Source organism: Paenarthrobacter sp. CAP02 (assembly GCF_040137855.1).
Lineage (GTDB): Bacteria > Actinomycetota > Actinomycetes > Actinomycetales > Micrococcaceae > Arthrobacter.
In genome coordinates this window covers 414,279-433,460 of the sequence record NZ_JBEEII010000003.1, presented here as the reverse complement: position 1 = coordinate 433,460, position 19,182 = coordinate 414,279, and the positions used below count along the sequence as shown (strand labels likewise).

The following is a 19,182-nucleotide window of genomic DNA, read 5'->3' as shown; positions in this document are numbered from 1 at the left end:
CAGGGCGGGGAAGGACCACACGCCCATTCTCGCGCTGATCGCCCCTGTTCGCCAGATCCGGGGCGGGGAGGTTAGCGAACCAACGCAACAGCCCGGATGCCCGCACGTGAGTGAGAGCATCCGGGCAGTAGGTGTTGCCGCGGCTTGGACCGACCCAACAGGTCAGCTGGTACCGGCTAGTGCCAGAGTCCCAGGGCGAATTCGGCAATCACGGTGGACAGAAGGAAGGACGCAGTGATGGCAACAAGCCCGACGGGAATGATCTTCCACCCGATGTTCCGCAGCAAGGGGATGTCCTTGCCGAGCGACAGTCCGGCCAACGTCAACATCACCGTGGCGATGGAAAGGAAATCCACGGCTTTGACCGCTTCGTTCAAGACCCCTGACCCGAAGAACCACGGACTTGAGATGTACGCACCAATGGTGGTGATAAAAACGATGGCAGAGACTTTCCTGGTGATCCTGGCCAGCAGCAGGCTGACGAGGACCAAAGCCAACATGATGCCGTAGCCGGCAAGGATGGACAGGCTCAAGCCCTTGGCAGCTACCGCTGCAGTGCCAACACCCAGGACCGTCAGGACAGACAGGGAAAGCCACAGCGGCAGCTTCATGGCCGCCGAGGACTTCGCCACCTCTTCACGGAAGCGGCGGTTCTCCTCAGCCTGGATGCCATCCTGCTCCAGCTCAGCTGCCGAACGCTCCAGGGGAGCAGTACCTGCAGCCACCTTTGCGGTTTCCTTGTTGCGGGTCAGTAGCTTGTAGAACCGGTCAGCCACAGGCAAGGCAATGTAGATGCCTACGTACACGCCAAGGATGGTGGTGATGAGGTTGGAAATTGCAGCCATCCCCAGAATGGCTTCCTGGTCACCCGGATAGGCCGCAATGATGCTCGCAGCCGAGGCAGCCATCATGGAGCCCGAACCGACACCGGCACCCATGGCCAGGGCCAACGGATCAAAAATCTTCCAGTTGGCTACCAAGGAGGTCAGCAGCGTGATGAAGATGGCGCCGAACAGGGTCCCGAAAACGTACATGGCCAGGACACCGCGGTACTGGTCCGAATCGGGGCCATACTTTTCCGAGACCATGGCGAAGGACGGTTCACGATCCAAGGAGAACGTTGCCCCCACGGTTGCCTTGCCCATGCGCAACAGGACTGCGAGGGGCAGCGCCAACACTACAGTTCCGAGCAGGTGTCCAACTTCCTGCAGGAGAAGCGCAGGGCCGGCCTTGATGAGGCTCGGCAGGCTGGGTCCTATATTGAAGGCGAGCCTGGCCACCAGCAGCAGGACCGCGACACCCACAAGTGCGGCCGCCACACGCTGCAGGTCCAGGCCGAGAGGCTTGAACTTCTGGATGGACACCAATAAGCCAAGGATCAAACCCCAGACCATGGGGAAAATGATGATCGCACCAATGCCGAGATCAATCTTGGCCTGGCCGATGAACTGGACCGCAAGGGCAATGACAAACGCCAGTGCGGCAACAGGAAGCGTCAGCCGTGTGCCGGCCTTGTCCGTCCGCGTGGTTTCGGTGCTGGTGCTCATGATGATGCTTCCTGAATCGTGGCTTCGCGACGGTAGGCCGCCTTAACGAAGCGATCTCTCTGTTGGGGATTGGTTGCGGCGCCCGCCACCGTACAAGCCAGCGCGGTGGCTGCCTCGAACATCACGGCGTACGCCTCGGGGGTGTTCGCAAGAGCCGCGAAGCCATGCGAATGGATGGGAACGTTCGCGCCGGGAATACTCAGCCATGGATGCAGCGATGGAATCACTTGGGAGATATTTCCCATGTCCGTAGAGCCGCCTCCCATACCCGCCGCTGGAGAAGTGTCCTTACCGAACGCGTCCATGGCTTCTGTCCAGTGGGCGGCAAGTTCCGCATCCTGGATCAGCGGCTCGTAAAGCGGTTCCGCAGCAGTGATTTCCAAAGTGGTTCCTGTGGCAATTGCTGCGCCTTCAAAACACCGCCTGACCCGCACGAGCAACGCTTCATACTCCGGAAGAGTAAAAGCGCGGCACTCGAACGGAACCACGGCGTGATCCGGGATGATGTTGGTGACATGCCCGGCCTCAGCCACATAGCAGGCAACCCGGTGATCGCCCGGGATCTGCTGGCGAAGCAAACCAATAGCCACCTGGCTGAGCACGGCAGCATCCCCGGCATTGACGCCCAAGTGCGGTGCGGCAGCAGCGTGGGCCGCCTTACCAGTGAAGACAGCCTCGTAGCGACCGACAGCCTGGGCAGTGGTCCCTGCCGGGTTATAGGTCACCCCGTCCTGAACCGGGTGGACCATCAGTGCCAACCCGACACCGTCAAAGGCTCCCCGCTGCAGCATCAGCACTTTGCCGCCCCCGTGCTCCTCCGCCGGGGTACCAATCGCCTTGAGGGTGATGCCAAGCTCGTCCACATGGGGAAGGAGAGCCAGGGCCGCAGCCACGGAAGCACCCGCGATGAGGTTATGGCCACAGGCATGGCCCACAGATGGCAGGGCATCGTATTCCACGCACAGGGCAACGGTCAGGTCTCCCGTCCCGGCGCTCGCGGTGAAGGCCGTGGGCAGATCCGCAGTTCCCGCTGTGACGTCGAAGCCGCCTTCGGACAGGAGAGCGGCAATTGCCCCGGCCGCCCGGACTTCCTCGAAGGAGAGCTCTGGATTTGCGTGCAGGTCCTCTGACAACGCCTGCACCCGCGGTTTCCAGGTCTCTACGCCAGCTGCCAACGCTTCGCGAAGCGTCTCATCCGAAGATGCTGTGTTAGTCGTTTCCATGGTTCTTCCTGCTAGTAGGACAGTGACGGGAACGGTGATCCGGCGGCACGGGTGGGAACCCAGACAGCCTTCGTCTGCGTGTATTCATCCAGGACGCCCGGCCCCGAGGAGCGGCCGTGGCCGGAATCGCCGAAACCACCAAACGGAACAGCGACGTGGATGGTTTTGTAGGAGTTGATCCAGAAGGTGCCGGCCTTCACTTCGCGGGCAATGTGATGGGCGCGGGAGATGTCTGAGGTCCACACGGCGCCAGCCAGGCCGAAGTTGGTGTTGTTTGCCCGGGCGATAGCTTCGCCCGCGGAGTCGAAGGCATCCGCACCGACCACGGGACCAAAGACTTCGGTGGTTTCCAGGCGGTTGCCGGGTGTGACGCCATCCAGCAGCGTGGGCATGACCCAGTGTCCGCCCGACAGGTTTGAACCGGTCAGGGACTCAGGCAACGATTCTCCGGTAAGGCGACGGCCTCCGTCGTGCATCCCGGCCTCAATCAGCGAGGTGACAGTGGCGAACTGTGGTGCCGTAATAATCGGACCCACTTCGGTTTCGGCGTGCAGCGGGTCACCGACCCGCAGCAAGGCGGCGCGTTCGGCCACCATTTCGACGAATCGGGCGTGCACGCTGCGCTCTACCAGCAGTCGTGAGCCGGCGACGCAGGATTGGCCTGCACCGGAGAAGATCGCGGAGATCGCGCCATCGGCGGCCCGCTCCAGGTCGGCGTCGGCGAACACGATGTTGGCGCTCTTGCCACCAAGTTCGAGCAATGCGGGTATGCCGGCCTCGGCAGCTGAGACAGCCACGCGGCGCCCTGTCGGGACCGAACCGATGAAGCTGACTTTTCCTACCCGTGGGTCTGAAGTGAGCCTGGCTCCAACAGTCTGTCCCAGCCCAGCCGCGACGTTGAAGACGCCCTCGGGGACTCCGGCTTCGTGGGCCAGTTGGGCGAGCCGGACAGTGGTGGCCGGCGTGAATTCGCTCGGCTTGATGATCACTGCGTTGCCAGCGGCGAGCGGGGCGGCTGAGTTCCAGCCGGCCGTGAACAGTGGAGCGTTCCACGGTGTAATGGCGACGACGACGCCCCACGGCACGCGCTCGGTGTAGGTATGCCAGGGGCCCGGCACCGGGATTGTTTGGCCGGTCAGTTTGTCCGCCCAGCCTGCGTAATAGCCGAACATCTCAGCGACCTTTGCCGCCTCAACGCGGGCGTCCCGGATCGGCTTGCCGGTGGTGGCTGATTCAAGGATCGCGAGTTCTTCACCATGGGCTTCGACAACCCTGCTGACGTTCCGGAGGATGGCGGCGCGCTCGAACCCATTCAAGGCGCCCCATGTTGCCGCGCCGCGGACGGAGCTTTCCAGGATGGCGTGGGCACCGTCGGTTCCAGGATCGGAGTAGGCGGCAAAGGGTTCACCCGTAGCTGCCGAGGTCAGGGTGATGGTGTCGCCGGATCCCAAAACCACCTGCCCGTCGAGGAACGCGCCCAGGCCGCCGGGGAAGGCTGATTCCAGGACCTCGCGGGCGGTGGTGGTGGAGGATGCAGCGGGTGCTGTGGTGATGCTCAAAGTACTGTCCTTCGTTGGGGGAGGCTAGGCCACGGTGGTCTTGTGGGGGGCGCCGGCGGGAGTTATTGCGGGTGCTACTGTCCTGGCGATTTCCGTGAAATCTGCTGCCGGTCCAAGGGCGGCCAGGGCTTCCTGCCACTGGCTGGCCGCTGCTGCCAGGAGCTCAGGCTGTTCCCCGATCTGCCGGGCGACATCGATGGCGAGGGCGGCGTCCCTGGCCATCAGTCCCAGGGAAAAGCCGGAATCGTGGGTGCCGGACAACACCCAGTTGGGGTACATGTTGGCGGAGACTTTGCTGCCGCCGGAGGCATTGCTGATGCTTGCAGCTGCCACGGCCGGGTCGATGCCGTAGGCCTTGGCCACGCCGAGTGCTTCTCCGACGGAAACCAGGTTGGCCGCGGCCAGGACGTTGTTCAGGAGCTTGACGACGTTGCCACTCCCGGGGCCGCCGATGTGGGCGTAGCTGCCGCCGGTGAGGGCTTCAAGGACGGGCCGCGCGGCCTCCGCGGCGGTACCGCTTGCTCCGACGAACGCGCTTAGGGAACCGTTCGCGGCTCCCTCGCGTCCGCCGGAAACAGGGGCGTCTATGAAGGCGGCACCTTTGGATTCGGCCAGGATATCCATGGACTTGCTGGTGGCGGGCTCGGAGGTGGTGGTGTCGACAATTGCGATGGTCCCGGGTGCTGAGAGGAGTACCGGCACTGTTGCCTCGACAATCGCGGCCGAGGGGAGGGAAAGCACGACAAAGGGGGTGCCTGCAAGGTCCTGGAGTTCTGCGGTGGTGGATATTCCAGCCTCCGCAGCTGCATCGCGTGCAGCTTCCGAGGGGTCGAACCCTGTGACTTCCCAACCCGCGCTGTGCAGGGTGGTGGCCATGGCGCCACCCATGGAACCCAGGCCGATGACGGCGACGTGGCGGTTGTTGCTCATGAGGTACTCCTGAAGGGGTGTTGATGTGGAAAGAAAGTGTGGCGGCCGACGGCCGAGGTCAGTCCAGGTAGATGTCCAGGTCTTTCCAGAGCTGCTGCGTGCGGCGGATGGCAGCGCGGCTGCGTTCCGGGTGGGCCGCTTCCATGCCGGCCAGCAGTCCGTAGACCATGGAGTTCGCTGCGGTCACGGACTGGAAAAAGGAGATTCCTTCCGAGGCAACAATCAGCAGATGGTCCGCAGCGGCGGCCAGCCGGCCTCGACGCATGTCGCTGATGGCGATTACCGTGGCCCCCGCTTGCTTGGCGGCTTCGGCGGTGAGGATGATCTGCTGGACAGACCGCCACATGTTCACCACCACCAGGACATCACCTGCGCCGAGGTTGTTCGCTGCTGATGCGAGATGGACTCCGCCGCGGTTTTCAAGGGTGATGGGGTATCCCATAGTGGACCCCAGGTGTGCCATGACGCTGGCGGGTCCAGCGAAAGACCCGATGCCGATGGCGGTGATGGACTGAGCTGAGGCAAGGGCAGCGATGGCTGCCTCGACGTCTTCGGCGGTGTTTGAGTCCAGCGTGAGCCGTAGGTTCTCGATGTCGTGGTTCAGTGCGTCGTGGAGGGGGCTACGGTGTTCGCCGTGTTCGAGGAGGGTGTCTTCGGTCGAAATCATCACCAGGTACCGGGACCGCAGTTCGCGTTGCAGGTCCGGCCAGCCCCGGTAGCCCAGCCGCTGGGCCGTGCGGACGACGGTGGAGTTGTTGACGTCCGAGCGCTGTGCAATTTCGGCGATGTCCGCGTACGAAGAGAGTTGCGGGTTTCGGGCGATGACCTCTACAACACGCGCCTGGGACTTGGACAGCGCAACCTCTGGAAGGGCGTCCCCGAGCCACGCATGATCCATGGGTTCCCGCGCTGCGGGGGAGGAGCGAGCCTCGTCTTGCTTGGTCATCACGATCTTTACTCCTTGTAATCCGCGTCACTCTGCAAACCGATTTGCATTTAACATACTCTGCAATTTGGTTTGCGACTAGGGGTTTGCGTTACAGGGATGTAAATCTTCGGGACACCTTAAGTACCAAGTGCCGGGGAACCCTGCGTGGGTTCCCCGGCACTTGGCGGTACATCGTTAGGCTTGGTTGCTCACCAGGCCATCTGCAGCGGCACTTACCGTCTGGTGCGCCGAAAGCAAGGGCCTGAAGAACTCGCCGAGTTCGGCCGTTGCGGTCAGTGGCAGGATGTTGGCAACGTATTGGTCGGGGCGGACCACCACGACGACGCCGTCGCGGCTGAGGCCGCGCTGTTCGAAGATGTCGTTTGCCGGGTCGGTTCCGAAGACCTTCTCAAGGTACGTGAGCTCAAACGGTCCCACAGTGGGTTTGAAGACCGCCGGGACGGCGTTGATGTCCACTCCGGTGTGGTCTTGCTGGTAGATCACCTTGACGTCGAACCAGGCGTCGCGGTCAAGGCTCGACGGCGTGGCCGCCAGCGGGGAGTCGGGTGCGGTTTCCAGCCACTGGGCCAGGTCCGCCACGGCACCGGGGGCGCCTGCGGGATTGGCGTCGGCGAAGACGTAGATGCGCCAGCGCCCGTCGGCTTTTGCGTGGTGGCCCAGGTGCATCGGGTTGGTGTCACAGACACGCTGCACCGGTGCGGACTTGAAGCGTTTGCCTAGGGGGAAGCCGGTGGCGAGTTCCTGATGTGCAGCCTCGGCAACGACCATGGAGGGGGCGTACTGGGTCATGAACCCGGCAGGGAACTCCGCGGTGCTCGTGTAGAACGTTTCCAGCTCCGTAGGGTCCTTGAATTCCTCGGGCTTCTTAGCCATGAGGGTGGACCATTCCTTGTCGAAGTCGATCAGGTTCTTGGCCACGACCTGGCGTTCGGCGGAGTAGGTGTCCAGCAGCGATTCCGGGGACCGGCCTTCGAGGACGTGGCCGAGTTTCCAGCCGATGTTGAAGCCGTCCTGCATGGAGACGTTCATGCCTTGCCCGGCCTTGGCGGAGTGGGTGTGGCAAGCATCTCCGGTGATGAACACCCGTGGTGTGCGCGTGCCGCGCTCTTCCGGCAGGACGTCGTCGAACCTGTCCGTGAGCCGGTGACCGACTTCGTAGACGCTGTGCCACGCAACATTGCGGACATCCAGCGTGTAGGGGTGCAGGATGTCGTTGGCCTTGGCGATGATCTGCTCAATGGTGGTCTTGCGGACCGCGCCGTGGTCATCTGCAGCGACCTCGCCCAGGTCCACGTACATGCGGAACAAGTGCCCGCCCTCGCGGGGAATCAGGAGGATACTGCCGCCGGAGCCGGACTGAATGGCACACTTGGTGCGGATGTCGGGGAAGTCTGTGACGGCGAGAACGTCCATGACACCCCATGCATGGTTGGCCTGATCGCCTGCAAGATGGCAGCCGATGGATTCGCGGACCTTGCTGCGGGCGCCGTCGGCGCCCACCACATACTTGGCACGGATCACGCGTTGCTGGCCTTCGTTGGGACCGGAAGTGTGGCCGAGCGTCACAGTGACCGGGTAGTCGCCTTCGCCTGTGACATTGAGGCCAAGGAACTCGTAACCGTAGTCGGGAACCATTCGGGTGGGAGAGTTGGCCATGAATTCCGCGAAATAGTCCAGAACACGTGCCTGGTTCACGATCAGGTGCGGGAATTCGCTGATCCCCGCCGGATCGTCCACCGCGCGGGCAGCCCGGACGATGCGCGAATGATCGGCAGGGTCCGGCTTCCAGAAAGCCATCTCGGTAATCCGGTAGGCCTCGGCAATGATCCGCTCAGCGAAACCAAACGCCTGGAAGGTCTCCACGCTGCGTGCCTGGATGCCGTCGGCCTGGCCTATCGCGAGCCGGCCCGGGCGCCTCTCAATAATGCGCGTAGTGACACCCGGGAACTGGGACAGTTGTGCCGCGGTGAGCATGCCAGCGGGGCCGGTGCCAACAATCAGCACGTCAACTTCATCGGGAAGCCCGGCTGGTCGATCAAGACCGACGCCGGCTGCCGGCTCGACTCGGGGGTCCCCGGATACGTAACCGTGGTGGTGGAACTGCACGGGCTTTCCTCACTTCTTCGTGGGCTGGTGCTTCATGGGTGTTCGGGCTGTGTTCGATAATAGAACAGGCTGTTCGATTATCGCTCATACAATCGTAATGCGGGTCACACACGCGTTCAAGTCCTTTCGGATTTGACCCCGGTTGCACTCCAGTTCCTTCGGAATAGTGGTTGGGCATGTGAGGATCAGGTATGCCTCGACTGATGCTTCTGGACACTGCCTCGTTGTACTTCCGTGCCTTCTATGGCGTGCCGGATTCGATCCGTCGCGCAGACGGAACACCGGTCAATGCGGTACGGGGCCTGATGGACATGATTGCCCGCCTCATCACCGACTATGAAACAACCCACCTGGTGGCATGTTGGGACAACGACTGGCGACCCAAATGGCGGGTGGCGCTGATCCCCAGCTACAAATCGCACCGTGTCGCAGAGCTCGTCCCGGACGGTCCCGACGTCGAAGTGGTTCCCGACCCGTTGGAGGCGCAGATCCCCATGATCCAGCGCGTGCTGGAGCTCGCCGGCATTGCCGTCGTTGGCGTGGATGATCACGAAGCCGACGACGTCGTTGGCACGTACGCCAGTCAAGCACAGTTCCCCACCGATGTGGTCACCGGCGACCGCGACCTGTTTCAACTCGTCGACGACGACCGCGGCGTCAGGGTCATTTACACCGCGCGGGGCATGAAAAACCTTGAGGTGATGACCGACGTCGTGGTAGTGGGCAAGTACCGGGTGCTGCCCCAGCAGTACGCTGACTTTGCGACCCTGCGGGGTGATGCTTCCGACGGGCTGCCCGGCGTAGCCGGGATCGGTGAAAAAACCGCAGCATCCTTGTTGGGCGAGCACGGTTCGCTGGCTGGGCTGCTGGAGGCTGCTGAAACGCCCGACGGCGGACTGTCGGCTACGGTGCGGGCCAAACTTTCCGCGGCGGCGGACTACCTTAAGGTGGCGCCCGCCGTCGTCAATGTTGTCCGGGACCTGGAAGTTCCTACGCTCGAACAAGCCGGCGCCGAACTGCGGCCAGTGACAGGGGATGCACGCGCTGAACTTGAACGACTGGCTACCGAATGGAACCTGGGCGGCGCTGTTAAACGGCTCCTTGATGCCTTGGACAGGCTCGGCTGAACCGATAATTCACAGCGGAATAACAGGTTCACAACAGCGTGGGCTGGGGTTGCCCCTCCATCGTATTAAGAGGACGGCACTCCTGACCGTCCCTCAGGCACGGATCGTGGCAACACATCCATTGAGGAGAGGTATATGTCGAGAACCAAGAGAATCACACTCGGAATCGCGGCCGGAGCCCTGGCCCTTGGCGCGGGGATGGGAGTGACAGGGATGGCGACAGCAGCCACTACCCCGTCGCCGAGTGCCACATCCTCCACGGATGCGGGCACGGCCCCAGCTGATCACGCGGGCAAGCCCGGAGGCCACGGCCATGGACGTGACGGGGGCCAGATCGCCTCCCAGCTCGCAACCAAGCTGGGTGTTGATGAAGCCAAGGTCACCGAAGCCCTCAAGGCTTTCCGCGAGGCCAACAAGCCTGCCACGCCACCTGCTGAAGGATCGGAAGGCACCAAGCCGGACCGGACGGCGCAAGAGGCCGCACTGGCCAAGTCCCTGGCCACGGCATTGGGTGTTGACGAGGCCAAGGTGACCAGCGCGCTGGAGGAGATCCGCACCGCAGGCAAGGCTGAGCGCGCAGCTGCACTGAAGACCAGGCTCGACAAAGCCGTCTCAGATGGAAAGCTCACGCAGGCCGAAGCTGACGCCGTGACCAAGGCTGTCGAAGCCGGGGTCATCGGGGGCGGCGGCGAGCGCTAGGCGCCCGCACCTCCCTGGCTGGAAGCCAGGTGACAAGGGTCCCCCAGGTTCAGCCTGGGGGACCCTTCGCATTTTGGTCCCCGAGGACGCTTCATCCGGGCGGGTCAAAGCCCTCTTGAAACTTGTTCGGGCAGGTTGTCGATCTTTCCTCGACCCAGTCGACCTATGGATGAGAAAGTCGAAGGGACTTTCCACTACACAGGAGATTGAGTGAGATGGCGAAATACATGTTGATCATGCGGGCCGACGACGATTCCTACGCCAAGTTCGAGAACATCGACTTCAACGAGATCCTCGAAGCCATGGGCAAATTCAATGATGAATTGATCCGTGCCGGGGTGCTGCTCGCTGCAGAGGGGTTGGAGGATGCCAAGGAAACCGTGGTGGTGGACTTCACTGGCGAAACTCCGGTAGTCACAGATGGCCCCTATGGGGAAACGAAGGAACTTTTTGGCGGCTTCTACATCCTGGACCTCGCTTCCAAGCAGGAGGCCGTCGAGTGGGCACGGCGGGCACCCATGACCGCTGGAACCAAGACCGAAATCCGCCGCGTCACCAGCATCGCCGAGTTCCCCCAGGACAACGAATGGATCCAAAAGGAACGGGCATGGCGCGAGCAGACCGGACAACTCTAGGAGGTCGTGGACCGAACCCGGCCGCGACTGGAGTGAGTTGCAATTGAGATGAGGAGCAACGAGGCAAGGGCCGCCGTCGAAGCGGTGTGGAGAAGTGAGTCTGCCCGCATCGTCGGCGCCCTGGCCCGCTATACGGGCGATTTCAGCTTGGCCGAGGACGTCGCACAAGAAGCCGTTGCTGAGGCTTTGGTGTCGTGGTCCGTTGATGGCGTCCCCGCCGAGCCAGTGGGTTGGCTGCTGACCGCAGGCAGGCGTCGGGCGATTGATGCGTTCCGCCGTCGGGCCGCCCGCGACGAAAGGTATGCGCTCCTTGCCAACGACCTTAGCGAAGAGGAACCGGGTGCGGACTCCCTGTTTAACCCGGAGGCGATCAACGACGACGTGCTCGCTTTGATGTTCATCGCCTGCCACCCGGTGTTGTCCCGGGAAGCGCGTATCGCCTTGACCCTGCGCGTGGTGGGTGGCATGGGCACTGAGGAGATCGCCAAAGCGTTCCTGGTGCCCGTGCCAACGATTCAGGCGCGCATTACGCGTGCCAAGAAGACCCTCTCCGCAGCCCACATACCATTCGTGGTGCCCGAACTACCTGACATCCCGGAGCGGCTGGGGTCCGTGCTTCACGTCGTGTACCTCATTTTCACGGAAGGATCCTTTGCCTCCGGAGGAGACTCGTGGATGCGGGCGGAACTGGCCAGTGAGGCCCGACGACTTGCCCGTGTTCTGGTGGGACTTACACACGAGCCCGAAGCCTACGGGTTACTTGCGCTGATGGAATTGACGGCAGCCCGCTTTCCGGCCCGGCTCGACCCGGCAGGGAATCCCGTCCTCCTTGAGGATCAGGATCGACGACGGTGGGATCAGGCGGCGATACGTCGTGGCCGGGCGGCGCTGGCGACGTCGGTCGCCCTGGGGCGCGGACTGGGTGCCTACGGACTCCAGGCAACCATCGCGGAATGCCATGCCTTGGCATCGACAGCGGCCGAGACCGATTGGCCGCGGATTGTGATCCTCTACGAAGCGCTTGGCCGGCTGGCTCCGTCGCCGGTGGTTGAGCTGAATCATGCGGTTGCCGTAGCAATGGCCACGGGTCCTGCCGCCGGGTTGGGCCTCGTAGATGCACTGGCGGGCCGGGGCGCGCTGAAGGGTTCGCATCTCTTGCCCACTGTACGGGGCGTGCTGCTCATCAGGCTCGGACGGTTCGGGGAAGCAAAGGAAGCCCTGGATTTAGCCTTGAATTTGTGTTCGAACACCGCTGAACGCTTCGCGTTGGAACGCAGGATCGCCGAACTGCCGGGGCCGGTTGTCCATGGTTGAACGGTAAGACAAGACTTTTGGCCGGCTAAGGGAGTCACTGGCAGTACCCCTATCAGCAGTGCCTCCCTTCCTCTCAGGCAAAGAGTGTTAGATGGAAACATCCACTCATGACAGACACGCAGGAGAAACATGCCTACCGCTTCCGCATTTGCCTCACCCTCGGCCACGGGCGACCTGACCCTGACCACCATCGAACGCCGTGAGGTTGGCCCGAACGACGTCCACATCGACATCAAGTTCGCCGGAATCTGCCACTCGGACATCCACACCGTCCGTGGTGACTGGGGACCCCAGCAGTACCCGCTGGTCCCAGGCCATGAAATTGCCGGCATCGTCACCGAAGTCGGCTCCGAGGTTACCAAGCATCAGGTCGGCGACCGCGTCGGCGTCGGCTGCATGGTCAACTCCTGCAAGGAGTGCAAGAACTGCCTTGCAGGCGAGGAACAGTATTGCCTCAAGGGCAACGTGGGCACCTACGGCGCAGTGGACCGGGATGGCACCATCACCCAAGGCGGCTACTCAACAAACGTTGTGGTGAACGAGGACTTTGTTGTCACCATTCCCGAAGGTTTGGACCTCGATGTTGCCGCACCACTGTTGTGCGCCGGCATCACCACTTTCTCCCCGTTGCACCACTGGGGTGCCGGTCCGGGCAAGAAGGTCGCCATTGTGGGCCTGGGCGGCTTGGGCCACATGGGCGTCAAGATCGCGCATGCCATGGGTGCCGAGGTGACCGTCCTGTCGCAGTCACTGAAAAAGATGGAAGACGGCCTCAAGCTCGGTGCGGACCACTACTACGCCACCAGCGACCCCGCCACCTTCGAGGAGCTCGCAGGCACCTTCGACCTCATCATCAACACTGTCAGCGCTTCCATCGACATCAGCTCCTACCTGCAGCTGTTGACCCTCGATGGAACGTTGGTCAACGTTGGAGCGCCGGCTGAACCGCTGCCGGTGAACGCCTTCGCCCTTATCGGCGGCCGTCGACGGTTCGCAGGTTCCATGATCGGCGGCATCCCGGAGACCCAGGAAATGCTGAACTTCTGCGCCGAGCACAGCCTTGGCGCCGAAATCGAGGTCATTCCCGCGAGCCAGATCAACGAGGCGTACGAGCGGGTCCTGGCCTCGGACGTCCGCTACCGCTTCGTCATCGATACCTCCACCATCGGCTAGGGATCACGGCGCCACCGAAGCACGACGCCACCACCAGCATGGAAAGGCCACGTTTCCTCCATGGAAGCGTGGCCTTTCCCGCGCCCCCAACAGGGACAATGGTCTGGTGACATTCAGACTGGACGCCATCGGCAGGGGATTGGTCTTCGCCGATTCCCTCGAAAACCTCGCCTCGGCCCTCATCAACCAGGGCGACGCCGGCACCGCAGTGGTGCAGGCACCGCCAGGTACGGGTAAAACCACTTTGGTGCCTCCGCTGCTGTCCAATCTTGTGTCCGAACGGCACCCCGGCCAGCCTCGCGTCGTCGTTACCCAGCCCCGGCGCGTCGCTGCCCGGTCCGCCGCCCGTCGACTTGCCAGCCTGGACGGTTCGCGGCTTGGTGGCAGGGTAGGCTACACCGTCCGGGGTGAAAGCAAAATCAGCAACGACACAGTGGTGGAGTTCGTCACGCCCGGCATTCTTCTCCGTAGGCTGTTGGGTGATCCGGGGCTTGACGGCGTCCATGCGGTCGTCCTGGACGAGGTCCACGAGCGCGGGCTGGAAACGGACCTTCTTCTCGGCATGCTCGCTGAGGTCCGCGAACTCCGGGATGACCTGTCATTGGTGGCGATGTCGGCGACCGTCGACGCGCCTCGTTTTGCGGCGCTCCTGGGTAAATCCGGGCTCGACGGCGCCGGTCCTGCTCCGGTGGTTGATTGCCCGTCCGCGCTGCATCCGTTGGAGGTCCGGTGGGTGCCTTCCCGGGACCGGCGGCTGGATGAGCGGGGTGTAACCCGGAGCTTCCTCGACCACGTTGCCTTCACCGCGGCGAGCACCCACGCTGCCGCCTTGACCACCGATCCCGGGGTGGACGCCCTGGTGTTCCTTCCGGGCGCCCGCGAGGTGTCCGACGTCGCTGCCCGCCTGCGGGGGCAGGTGGCCGCCGAAATTGAGGTGCTGGAGCTGCACGGCCAGATCGGACCGGAGTCCCAGGACCGCACAGTATCAGGCCGGGAACCCGGAGGCTCGCCCCGGATCATTGTTTCCACGTCCCTGGCGGAATCGTCGCTCACGGTTCCGGGGGTTCGCTTGGTCATCGACTCGGGGCTCTCCCGGGAACCGCGCCGCGACTCGGGGCGGGGCATGTCCGGTCTGGTGACGGTCTCCTGTTCCCGCGCCTCGGCGGAGCAGCGGGCCGGCCGGGCTGCGCGGCAGGGTCCGGGCACGGTGGTGCGCTGTTATGACCAGCAGGCATTCGCCGCGGCCCCTGCACACCAAACCCCGGAAATTACCGTCGCGGACCTGACCGGGGCGGCATTGGTCCTCGCTTGCTGGGGCGCGCCTGGCGGCGAGGGCTTGTCACTTCCCGACGCACCACCGGCCATCGCCATGAGGGATGCCGTGGGGGTGCTCCGGGAATTGGGAGCGGTGACGGACGATGGAACCGCCACCAGTTTGGGCAAAACCCTGGCCCGGGTCCCGGCCGATCCCCGGCTTGCCCGCGCCTTGCTGGAAGGATCCAGCGTTGCCGGCCCACGTTCGGCCGCTGAAACGGTGGCCTTGGTGGCGGGGGACCAGCGGGCGCCCGGCGCCGATCTCACTGCATTGCTCTCATCGCTGCGTTCGGCTTCACACCCCGGCGCCCGGCGATTCGCGGAGGACACGCGGCGGCTGGAGTCGATGGCGCGCCGCGAGGCTGCCAGCATCGTGCCTTCCGTGGTCAGCAAAGAGCTCACCGCGAGGGAGGCGCCTGGCTTTGTGGTGGCCTTGGCGTTCCCGGATCGGATCGCCCGGCGCGTTCCCGGCGATGGAAGCACCACGTACCTCCTCTCCTCCGGGACGCGTGCCGGTCTCCCGGCTGGTAGCCCGTTGTCGGCCCATGAGTGGCTAGCTGTCGCCGAGGTGTCCCGGGCCCATGGCCGTGACGCCGCAGGTACCGGTGCGGTGATCCGATCGGCAGCACCACTGTCGGCAGAACTCGCAGAAGCCGCCGCCCCACACCTCCTGGTCCAGACGTTGCAAGCCAAGTTCGGCCATGGGCGCGTCACAGCCAAGCTGGAACGTCGACTCGGCGCCATCGTCTTGTCCTCCACGCCGGTCAGGCCCACCGTGGAAGCCGGTCGGCACGCCGTGGCGGAGGCGCTGAAGAACACGGGGCTTTCGATGATGGGGTGGTCTGCACCGGCCGATGGCCTGCGCAGGCGGCTCGCTTTGCTGCGGCGCGAGCTCGGTGATCCGTGGCCGGACGTCAGTGAGGATGGATTGCTCGCCCGGCTGGACGAATGGTTGGGCCCCGAGCTGGAGACCATCGCCTCAGGCACGCCTGCCGGCTCGATCAACCTCCTGGAACCCTTGCGGCGCCTGCTGCCCTGGCCGGAAGCGGTGCGGCTGGACAGCCTGGTGCCCGAGCGCCTGGAGGTGCCGAGCGGTTCGCGGGTGCGGATCGATTATCCGGACGTGGAAAACGACTCTGGCAGGCCTGTTGTGGCGGTCAAGCTCCAAGAGTGCTTCGGCTGGGACCGTACGCCACGCCTGGTCGATGGCAAGGTTCCGGTGCTCTTCCACTTGCTGTCACCGGCCGGACGGCCGTTGGCGGTAACGGACGACCTCACGTCGTTCTGGTCCGGACCCTACGCGCAGGTCCGGGCCGAGATGCGTGGGCGCTACCCCAAGCATCCCTGGCCCGAAGACCCGTGGACGGCGCCGGCCACGGCCAAAACCAAGAACCGGATGCAGGCCGGCTAGCCCAACCGCTCCACCATGAACTGCATCTCGCCATCCACGAAGGTTCCCACAACGCTGCTGGCGGCGAACTCGTCAGGCCCGGTGGTCAGGGGATCGAGCTCGAAGGCTGTGAAGTCTGCGCGCTTGCCCACGGTGATGGAGCCCGATACATCCCACAGCCCTGCAGCCTTGGCCGCGTGCGAGGTGTATCCCTCCAGGGCCTGGAGCGCGGTGAGTGCCTGGGCCGGGGCGATGGGTTGCTGCTCCGGATGTCCGGATCGTCGGCGTAGCTGCGCATCAGCGATGATGGGAAGCGGCTCGTAGGGGGCGATGGGCCAGTCCGAGCCGATGCCCAGGGTCACTCCGGCATCACGGAGGTCCCTGCAACGCCATGCCCTGTCCGCACGTTCGGGGCCCAGGCGTGTGGACCAATTGTCGCTGTGGTCCGCGAGCGAATAGTGCGTGCAATGCGTCGGTTGCATGCTGGCCACCACTCCCAGGTCCTTGAAGCGCTCCACCAGGTGGTCCGGTACGGATTCGATGTGCTCGATCCTGTGGACAGTCCGGCGCAGGACATCGGCAGGAACAGTACCGGCCAGTGACTCCAAGGCATTCAACACATGGTGCACGCCGGCGTCCCCGATTGCGTGGGTCGCTGTGGGGATTCCCCGGGATGCGAAGTAGCGGACGGCAGCAGTGTAATCCTCGGGACGGGGCCAGAAAGCTGCCGTGGATTGGCCGAGGGTGTCGGGCTCGTAGAGCCAGGCGGTGCCATTGTCCACTGTCCCGTCGACGAAGAGCTTGATGGCCTCAATGGACCAGCGGCGGCCACCGGTGCCGATGCCGCGGGCCATGTCCTTCCACTGGGCCTCGCCACTGCCGGGCATGCACCACGGAGCCGTGCGCAGCCGAAGGGGCAGCTCGCCGTCGGCCTCGAGTGCCTCGAAAAGGGCGGTTGATTCGTCACTGTGGTCCATGATGTGCCCGCCGGTCAGTCCGGAACGCGCGAAGTCCCGCAGCAGTCCGGCCAGCCGCGCCTTACGCTCCTCGAAGGACTCCTGCGGGATGTGGCACTGCACGAGTTCCATGGCCGCCGCTTCCAGCAGGAGCCCCGTGGGTGTGCCATCGCCGTCGCAAACAACCTCTGAAGCCTGGTCGAATTCCTGAGGGCCGTGGATGCCTGCCCGCTCCAGTGCCCGGCTGTTGGCAAGTGCCGAATGGCCATCGAACAGCCGGACAAGGGCCGGTTTTCCGCCGCTGACATCGTCCAAGGCATTCCGGTGCATGGGGGTGGTGCCGAAAGCGTTTGGGTTCAGGCCCCAGCCACGCAACCACTCGCCGTCGTTCGCTGCTTCCGTGCGCAACAGGGCGCGGACCTCCTCCAGCGTCCCGGCACCTGACAGGTCCACACCGTCCGTAAGGTCGAGCCCAAAGACGGGGTGGATATGGCAGTCCACCAGGCCGGGAGTCAGCGTAGCCGTACCGAGGTCCACCACCCGGGTTCCCGCCTGGCGCCAGCTTTGGGCGTCCGTGCGGCTTCCGACGGCGGCAATCACACCACCGCTGACCGCGACAGCTTGTACAGGCTTCCGGCGCGGGCGCTCATCCAATGTATGAATGGTGTCGGCAAGGACGATGAGGTCAGGAGTCATGGGTTTCGAAGCTTCCAATCCGGGAAAAGACGTCGGGGCGGTTGGTGCGAAGGCTACGGGCGATGAGCAGGCCGGCAAGGAACACCAGCGGTGATACCAGGAGCAGGATGGTATTGGTCAGCGCATCGGCGAAGGTGAGGAGTTCGATGTTGATGGCGATCAGTGCCACCACTCCGAACAGGAGGATGGCCGAGGCTACGGTCAGGGGGATGATCAGGCGGTTCGTGACAGCGGCAGGGTTACGGCGCAGGTAGATAAAGGCGGCAACGGACACCAGTCCCTGGAGTGCAACAATCCCGAAAATACCCGGTGTGTTGACCCAGATCAGGAGTTGCTTGTAAGGGTCGGCGCCGGCGATCGCGCAGATGATAATGACGACGGCGGCCAGGACAGTCTGGATCTGACCTGCACGATGCGGCGACTTGTATTTGGGGTGTGTCCTGCCGAGGAATGCTGGCAGCACACCGTCTTTGGCCAGCATGTAAACGTAGCGGTTAATCGCGTTGTGGAAGGCCAGTTGGGATGCGTAAACACTGGTCACGATCAGGATGTACATGACCACTTCTGCCCAGGGCCCAACGTACTGGTTGATGGTAGCGAAGAACATCCCGTCGGCCAGTTCTCCGGCGGCCGCCACCACGTTCCCGTCCCCGTACGCCTGGATAACAGTCCAGACGATGAACGCGTAGAACACGGACATGAAACCTACGGCGATGTAGGTTGCCCGCGGTACTGATTTGTCCGGATTACGTGCTTCGCGCCGGTAGAGCACCGTGGATTCAAAGCCCATGAAAGCTGCGAAGCAGATGGCCAGGATTGCCAGGACGCCCGGGGTGAAGGCGTGCTCGGGGGAGAAAGAGGAAAAACTGATGCCTTGGGCACCGCCACGGGCCAGGATGCCGACGCCCATGACGGCGAGGATGGCGGTTTCGGCGATGAGCAGGACCCCCAGGACCTTCGCTCCGACGTCGATTCCCCGGTATCCAAGGAACCACACCGCAGCGATCGCTACGAGGGCAACGACGGGCCAGGGAACGTCCAGTCCGAACAGTGTGTGGAGCATGGCTTGGGTCTGGACGGCGAAGAGACCGTAGACGCCGATTTGCAGGCAGTTGTAGGAAACGATGGCCAGGATGGCAGAGGCCAAGCCAACTGTCTTGCCCATGGCCAGGGTGATGTAGGTGTAAAAGCCGCCGGCGGCCTTGACGTGTTTGGTCATGGCCATAAAGGAGATGGCAAACACCAGGAGTACCGCGCCGGCGATGACATACCCCATGGGGGCGCCGATGCCCCCAACGCCAAGGGCTACTGGTGCCACTCCGGCCATCACGGTGAGGGGGGCTGCTGCGGAGATCACCAGGAAAGCGATGCCGCCGGTGCCGATGGCATTCCGTTTGAGCCCATTCCCGGCATCAGCTGCCGGGGGTCGGGTTTCGAGGTCAGACATGGGGGTCCTCTGGGGTTCTGTGGGGAGGGGAAGTTTTGGAGGTTACGGAACCTAAAGCGAAAGGCTTTCGTTTATCGTAAGGGCCTGTGACCCTCCGCACAATACTTCGACGCAAAC

General features: G+C 63.7%; 14 protein-coding genes. 6 read left to right on the top strand and 8 right to left on the bottom strand.

Annotated elements, in window-relative coordinates; genetic code table 11:
- Positions 1-176: 176 nt before the first annotated feature.
- From ABHM97_RS07565 to ABHM97_RS07540, 6 genes are all read right to left on the bottom strand, one after another.
- On the bottom strand, positions 177-1,547 hold the full coding sequence (locus tag ABHM97_RS07565; RefSeq protein WP_349470175.1) for a DUF3100 domain-containing protein: 1,371 nt from the start codon (positions 1,545-1,547) through the stop codon (positions 177-179).
- Positions 1,544-2,770: an amidohydrolase gene (locus ABHM97_RS07560; RefSeq protein ID WP_349470173.1), complete on the bottom strand. Its 1,227-nt coding sequence runs from the start codon at positions 2,768-2,770 to the stop codon at positions 1,544-1,546. Before ABHM97_RS07560 ends, ABHM97_RS07565 begins: the two co-directional genes overlap by 4 nt.
- Positions 2,771-2,781: 11 nt before the next feature.
- Positions 2,782-4,329: an aldehyde dehydrogenase family protein gene (locus tag ABHM97_RS07555; protein WP_349470171.1), complete on the bottom strand. Its 1,548-nt coding sequence runs from the start codon at positions 4,327-4,329 to the stop codon at positions 2,782-2,784.
- 24 nt (positions 4,330-4,353) lie between these two features.
- On the bottom strand, positions 4,354-5,259 hold the full coding sequence (locus ABHM97_RS07550; RefSeq protein WP_349470169.1) for an NAD(P)-dependent oxidoreductase: 906 nt from the start codon (positions 5,257-5,259) through the stop codon (positions 4,354-4,356).
- A 58-nt stretch (positions 5,260-5,317) separates the two neighbouring features.
- Positions 5,318-6,205: a MurR/RpiR family transcriptional regulator gene (locus ABHM97_RS07545; protein ID WP_349470230.1), complete on the bottom strand. Its 888-nt coding sequence runs from the start codon at positions 6,203-6,205 to the stop codon at positions 5,318-5,320.
- 177 nt (positions 6,206-6,382) lie between these two features.
- The gene (locus ABHM97_RS07540) at positions 6,383-8,314 is read right to left on the bottom strand and encodes an FAD-binding monooxygenase (RefSeq protein ID WP_349470167.1); all 1,932 of its coding nucleotides are present in this window, start codon (positions 8,312-8,314) and stop codon (positions 6,383-6,385) included.
- Positions 8,315-8,505: 191 nt separating this feature from the next.
- On the opposite strand from ABHM97_RS07540, the gene ABHM97_RS07535 reads away from it, so the two are divergent.
- From ABHM97_RS07535 to hrpB, 6 genes are all read left to right on the top strand, one after another.
- Positions 8,506-9,441: a 5'-3' exonuclease gene (locus ABHM97_RS07535; protein WP_349470165.1), complete on the top strand. Its 936-nt coding sequence runs from the start codon at positions 8,506-8,508 to the stop codon at positions 9,439-9,441.
- A 135-nt stretch (positions 9,442-9,576) separates the two neighbouring features.
- Entirely contained in the window at positions 9,577-10,140 is a 564-nt protein-coding gene (locus ABHM97_RS07530; RefSeq protein ID WP_349470163.1) for a Clp protease N-terminal domain-containing protein, read from the top strand.
- A 215-nt stretch (positions 10,141-10,355) separates the two neighbouring features.
- Complete coding sequence (locus ABHM97_RS07525) at positions 10,356-10,775, top strand: YciI family protein (RefSeq protein WP_349470161.1); 420 nt, start codon at positions 10,356-10,358, stop codon at positions 10,773-10,775.
- A gap of 48 nt (positions 10,776-10,823) precedes the next feature.
- Positions 10,824-12,089 carry an RNA polymerase sigma factor gene (locus tag ABHM97_RS07520; RefSeq protein ID WP_349470159.1) on the top strand — a complete coding sequence of 422 codons (1,266 nt, stop codon included), beginning with the start codon at positions 10,824-10,826 and terminating at the stop codon, positions 12,087-12,089.
- Between the two features lie 129 nt (positions 12,090-12,218).
- On the top strand, positions 12,219-13,262 hold the full coding sequence (locus ABHM97_RS07515; RefSeq protein WP_349470157.1) for an NAD(P)-dependent alcohol dehydrogenase: 1,044 nt from the start codon (positions 12,219-12,221) through the stop codon (positions 13,260-13,262).
- Between the two features lie 106 nt (positions 13,263-13,368).
- Positions 13,369-15,987, top strand: a complete 2,619-nt coding sequence (gene hrpB, locus ABHM97_RS07510; RefSeq protein WP_349470155.1) for an ATP-dependent helicase HrpB — start codon at positions 13,369-13,371, stop codon at positions 15,985-15,987.
- On the opposite strand, the gene ABHM97_RS07505 is transcribed toward hrpB, so the two are convergent.
- Positions 15,984-17,618, bottom strand: coding sequence for an amidohydrolase (locus tag ABHM97_RS07505; RefSeq protein WP_349470153.1), 1,635 nt, complete (start codon positions 17,616-17,618; stop codon positions 15,984-15,986). The genes hrpB and ABHM97_RS07505 overlap by 4 nt on opposite strands.
- On the bottom strand, positions 17,608-19,065 hold the full coding sequence (locus ABHM97_RS07500) for an APC family permease (RefSeq protein WP_349470151.1): 1,458 nt from the start codon (positions 19,063-19,065) through the stop codon (positions 17,608-17,610). The genes ABHM97_RS07505 and ABHM97_RS07500 overlap by 11 nt, the downstream gene beginning before the upstream one ends.
- Between the last annotated feature and the right edge of the window lie 117 nt (positions 19,066-19,182).

Bases quoted from the DNA above. Each gene is read 5' to 3' on its own strand.
- ABHM97_RS07530 (WP_349470163.1), top strand. From the start codon at position 9,577: ATGTCGAGAACCAAGAGAATCACACTCGGAATCGCGGCCGGAGCCCTG.
- ABHM97_RS07515 (WP_349470157.1), top strand. From the start codon at position 12,219: ATGCCTACCGCTTCCGCATTTGCCTCACCCTCGGCCACGGGCGACCTG.
- ABHM97_RS07550 (WP_349470169.1), bottom strand. From the start codon at position 5,259: ATGAGCAACAACCGCCACGTCGCCGTCATCGGCCTGGGTTCCATGGGT.
- ABHM97_RS07560 (WP_349470173.1), bottom strand. From the start codon at position 2,770: ATGGAAACGACTAACACAGCATCTTCGGATGAGACGCTTCGCGAAGCG.
- ABHM97_RS07565 (WP_349470175.1), bottom strand. From the start codon at position 1,547: ATGAGCACCAGCACCGAAACCACGCGGACGGACAAGGCCGGCACACGG.
- ABHM97_RS07500 (WP_349470151.1), bottom strand. From the start codon at position 19,065: ATGTCTGACCTCGAAACCCGACCCCCGGCAGCTGATGCCGGGAATGGG.
- ABHM97_RS07535 (WP_349470165.1), top strand. From the start codon at position 8,506: ATGCCTCGACTGATGCTTCTGGACACTGCCTCGTTGTACTTCCGTGCC.
- ABHM97_RS07525 (WP_349470161.1), top strand. From the start codon at position 10,356: ATGGCGAAATACATGTTGATCATGCGGGCCGACGACGATTCCTACGCC.
- ABHM97_RS07545 (WP_349470230.1), bottom strand. From the start codon at position 6,205: ATGACCAAGCAAGACGAGGCTCGCTCCTCCCCCGCAGCGCGGGAACCC.
- ABHM97_RS07505 (WP_349470153.1), bottom strand. From the start codon at position 17,618: ATGACTCCTGACCTCATCGTCCTTGCCGACACCATTCATACATTGGAT.
- ABHM97_RS07520 (WP_349470159.1), top strand. From the start codon at position 10,824: ATGAGGAGCAACGAGGCAAGGGCCGCCGTCGAAGCGGTGTGGAGAAGT.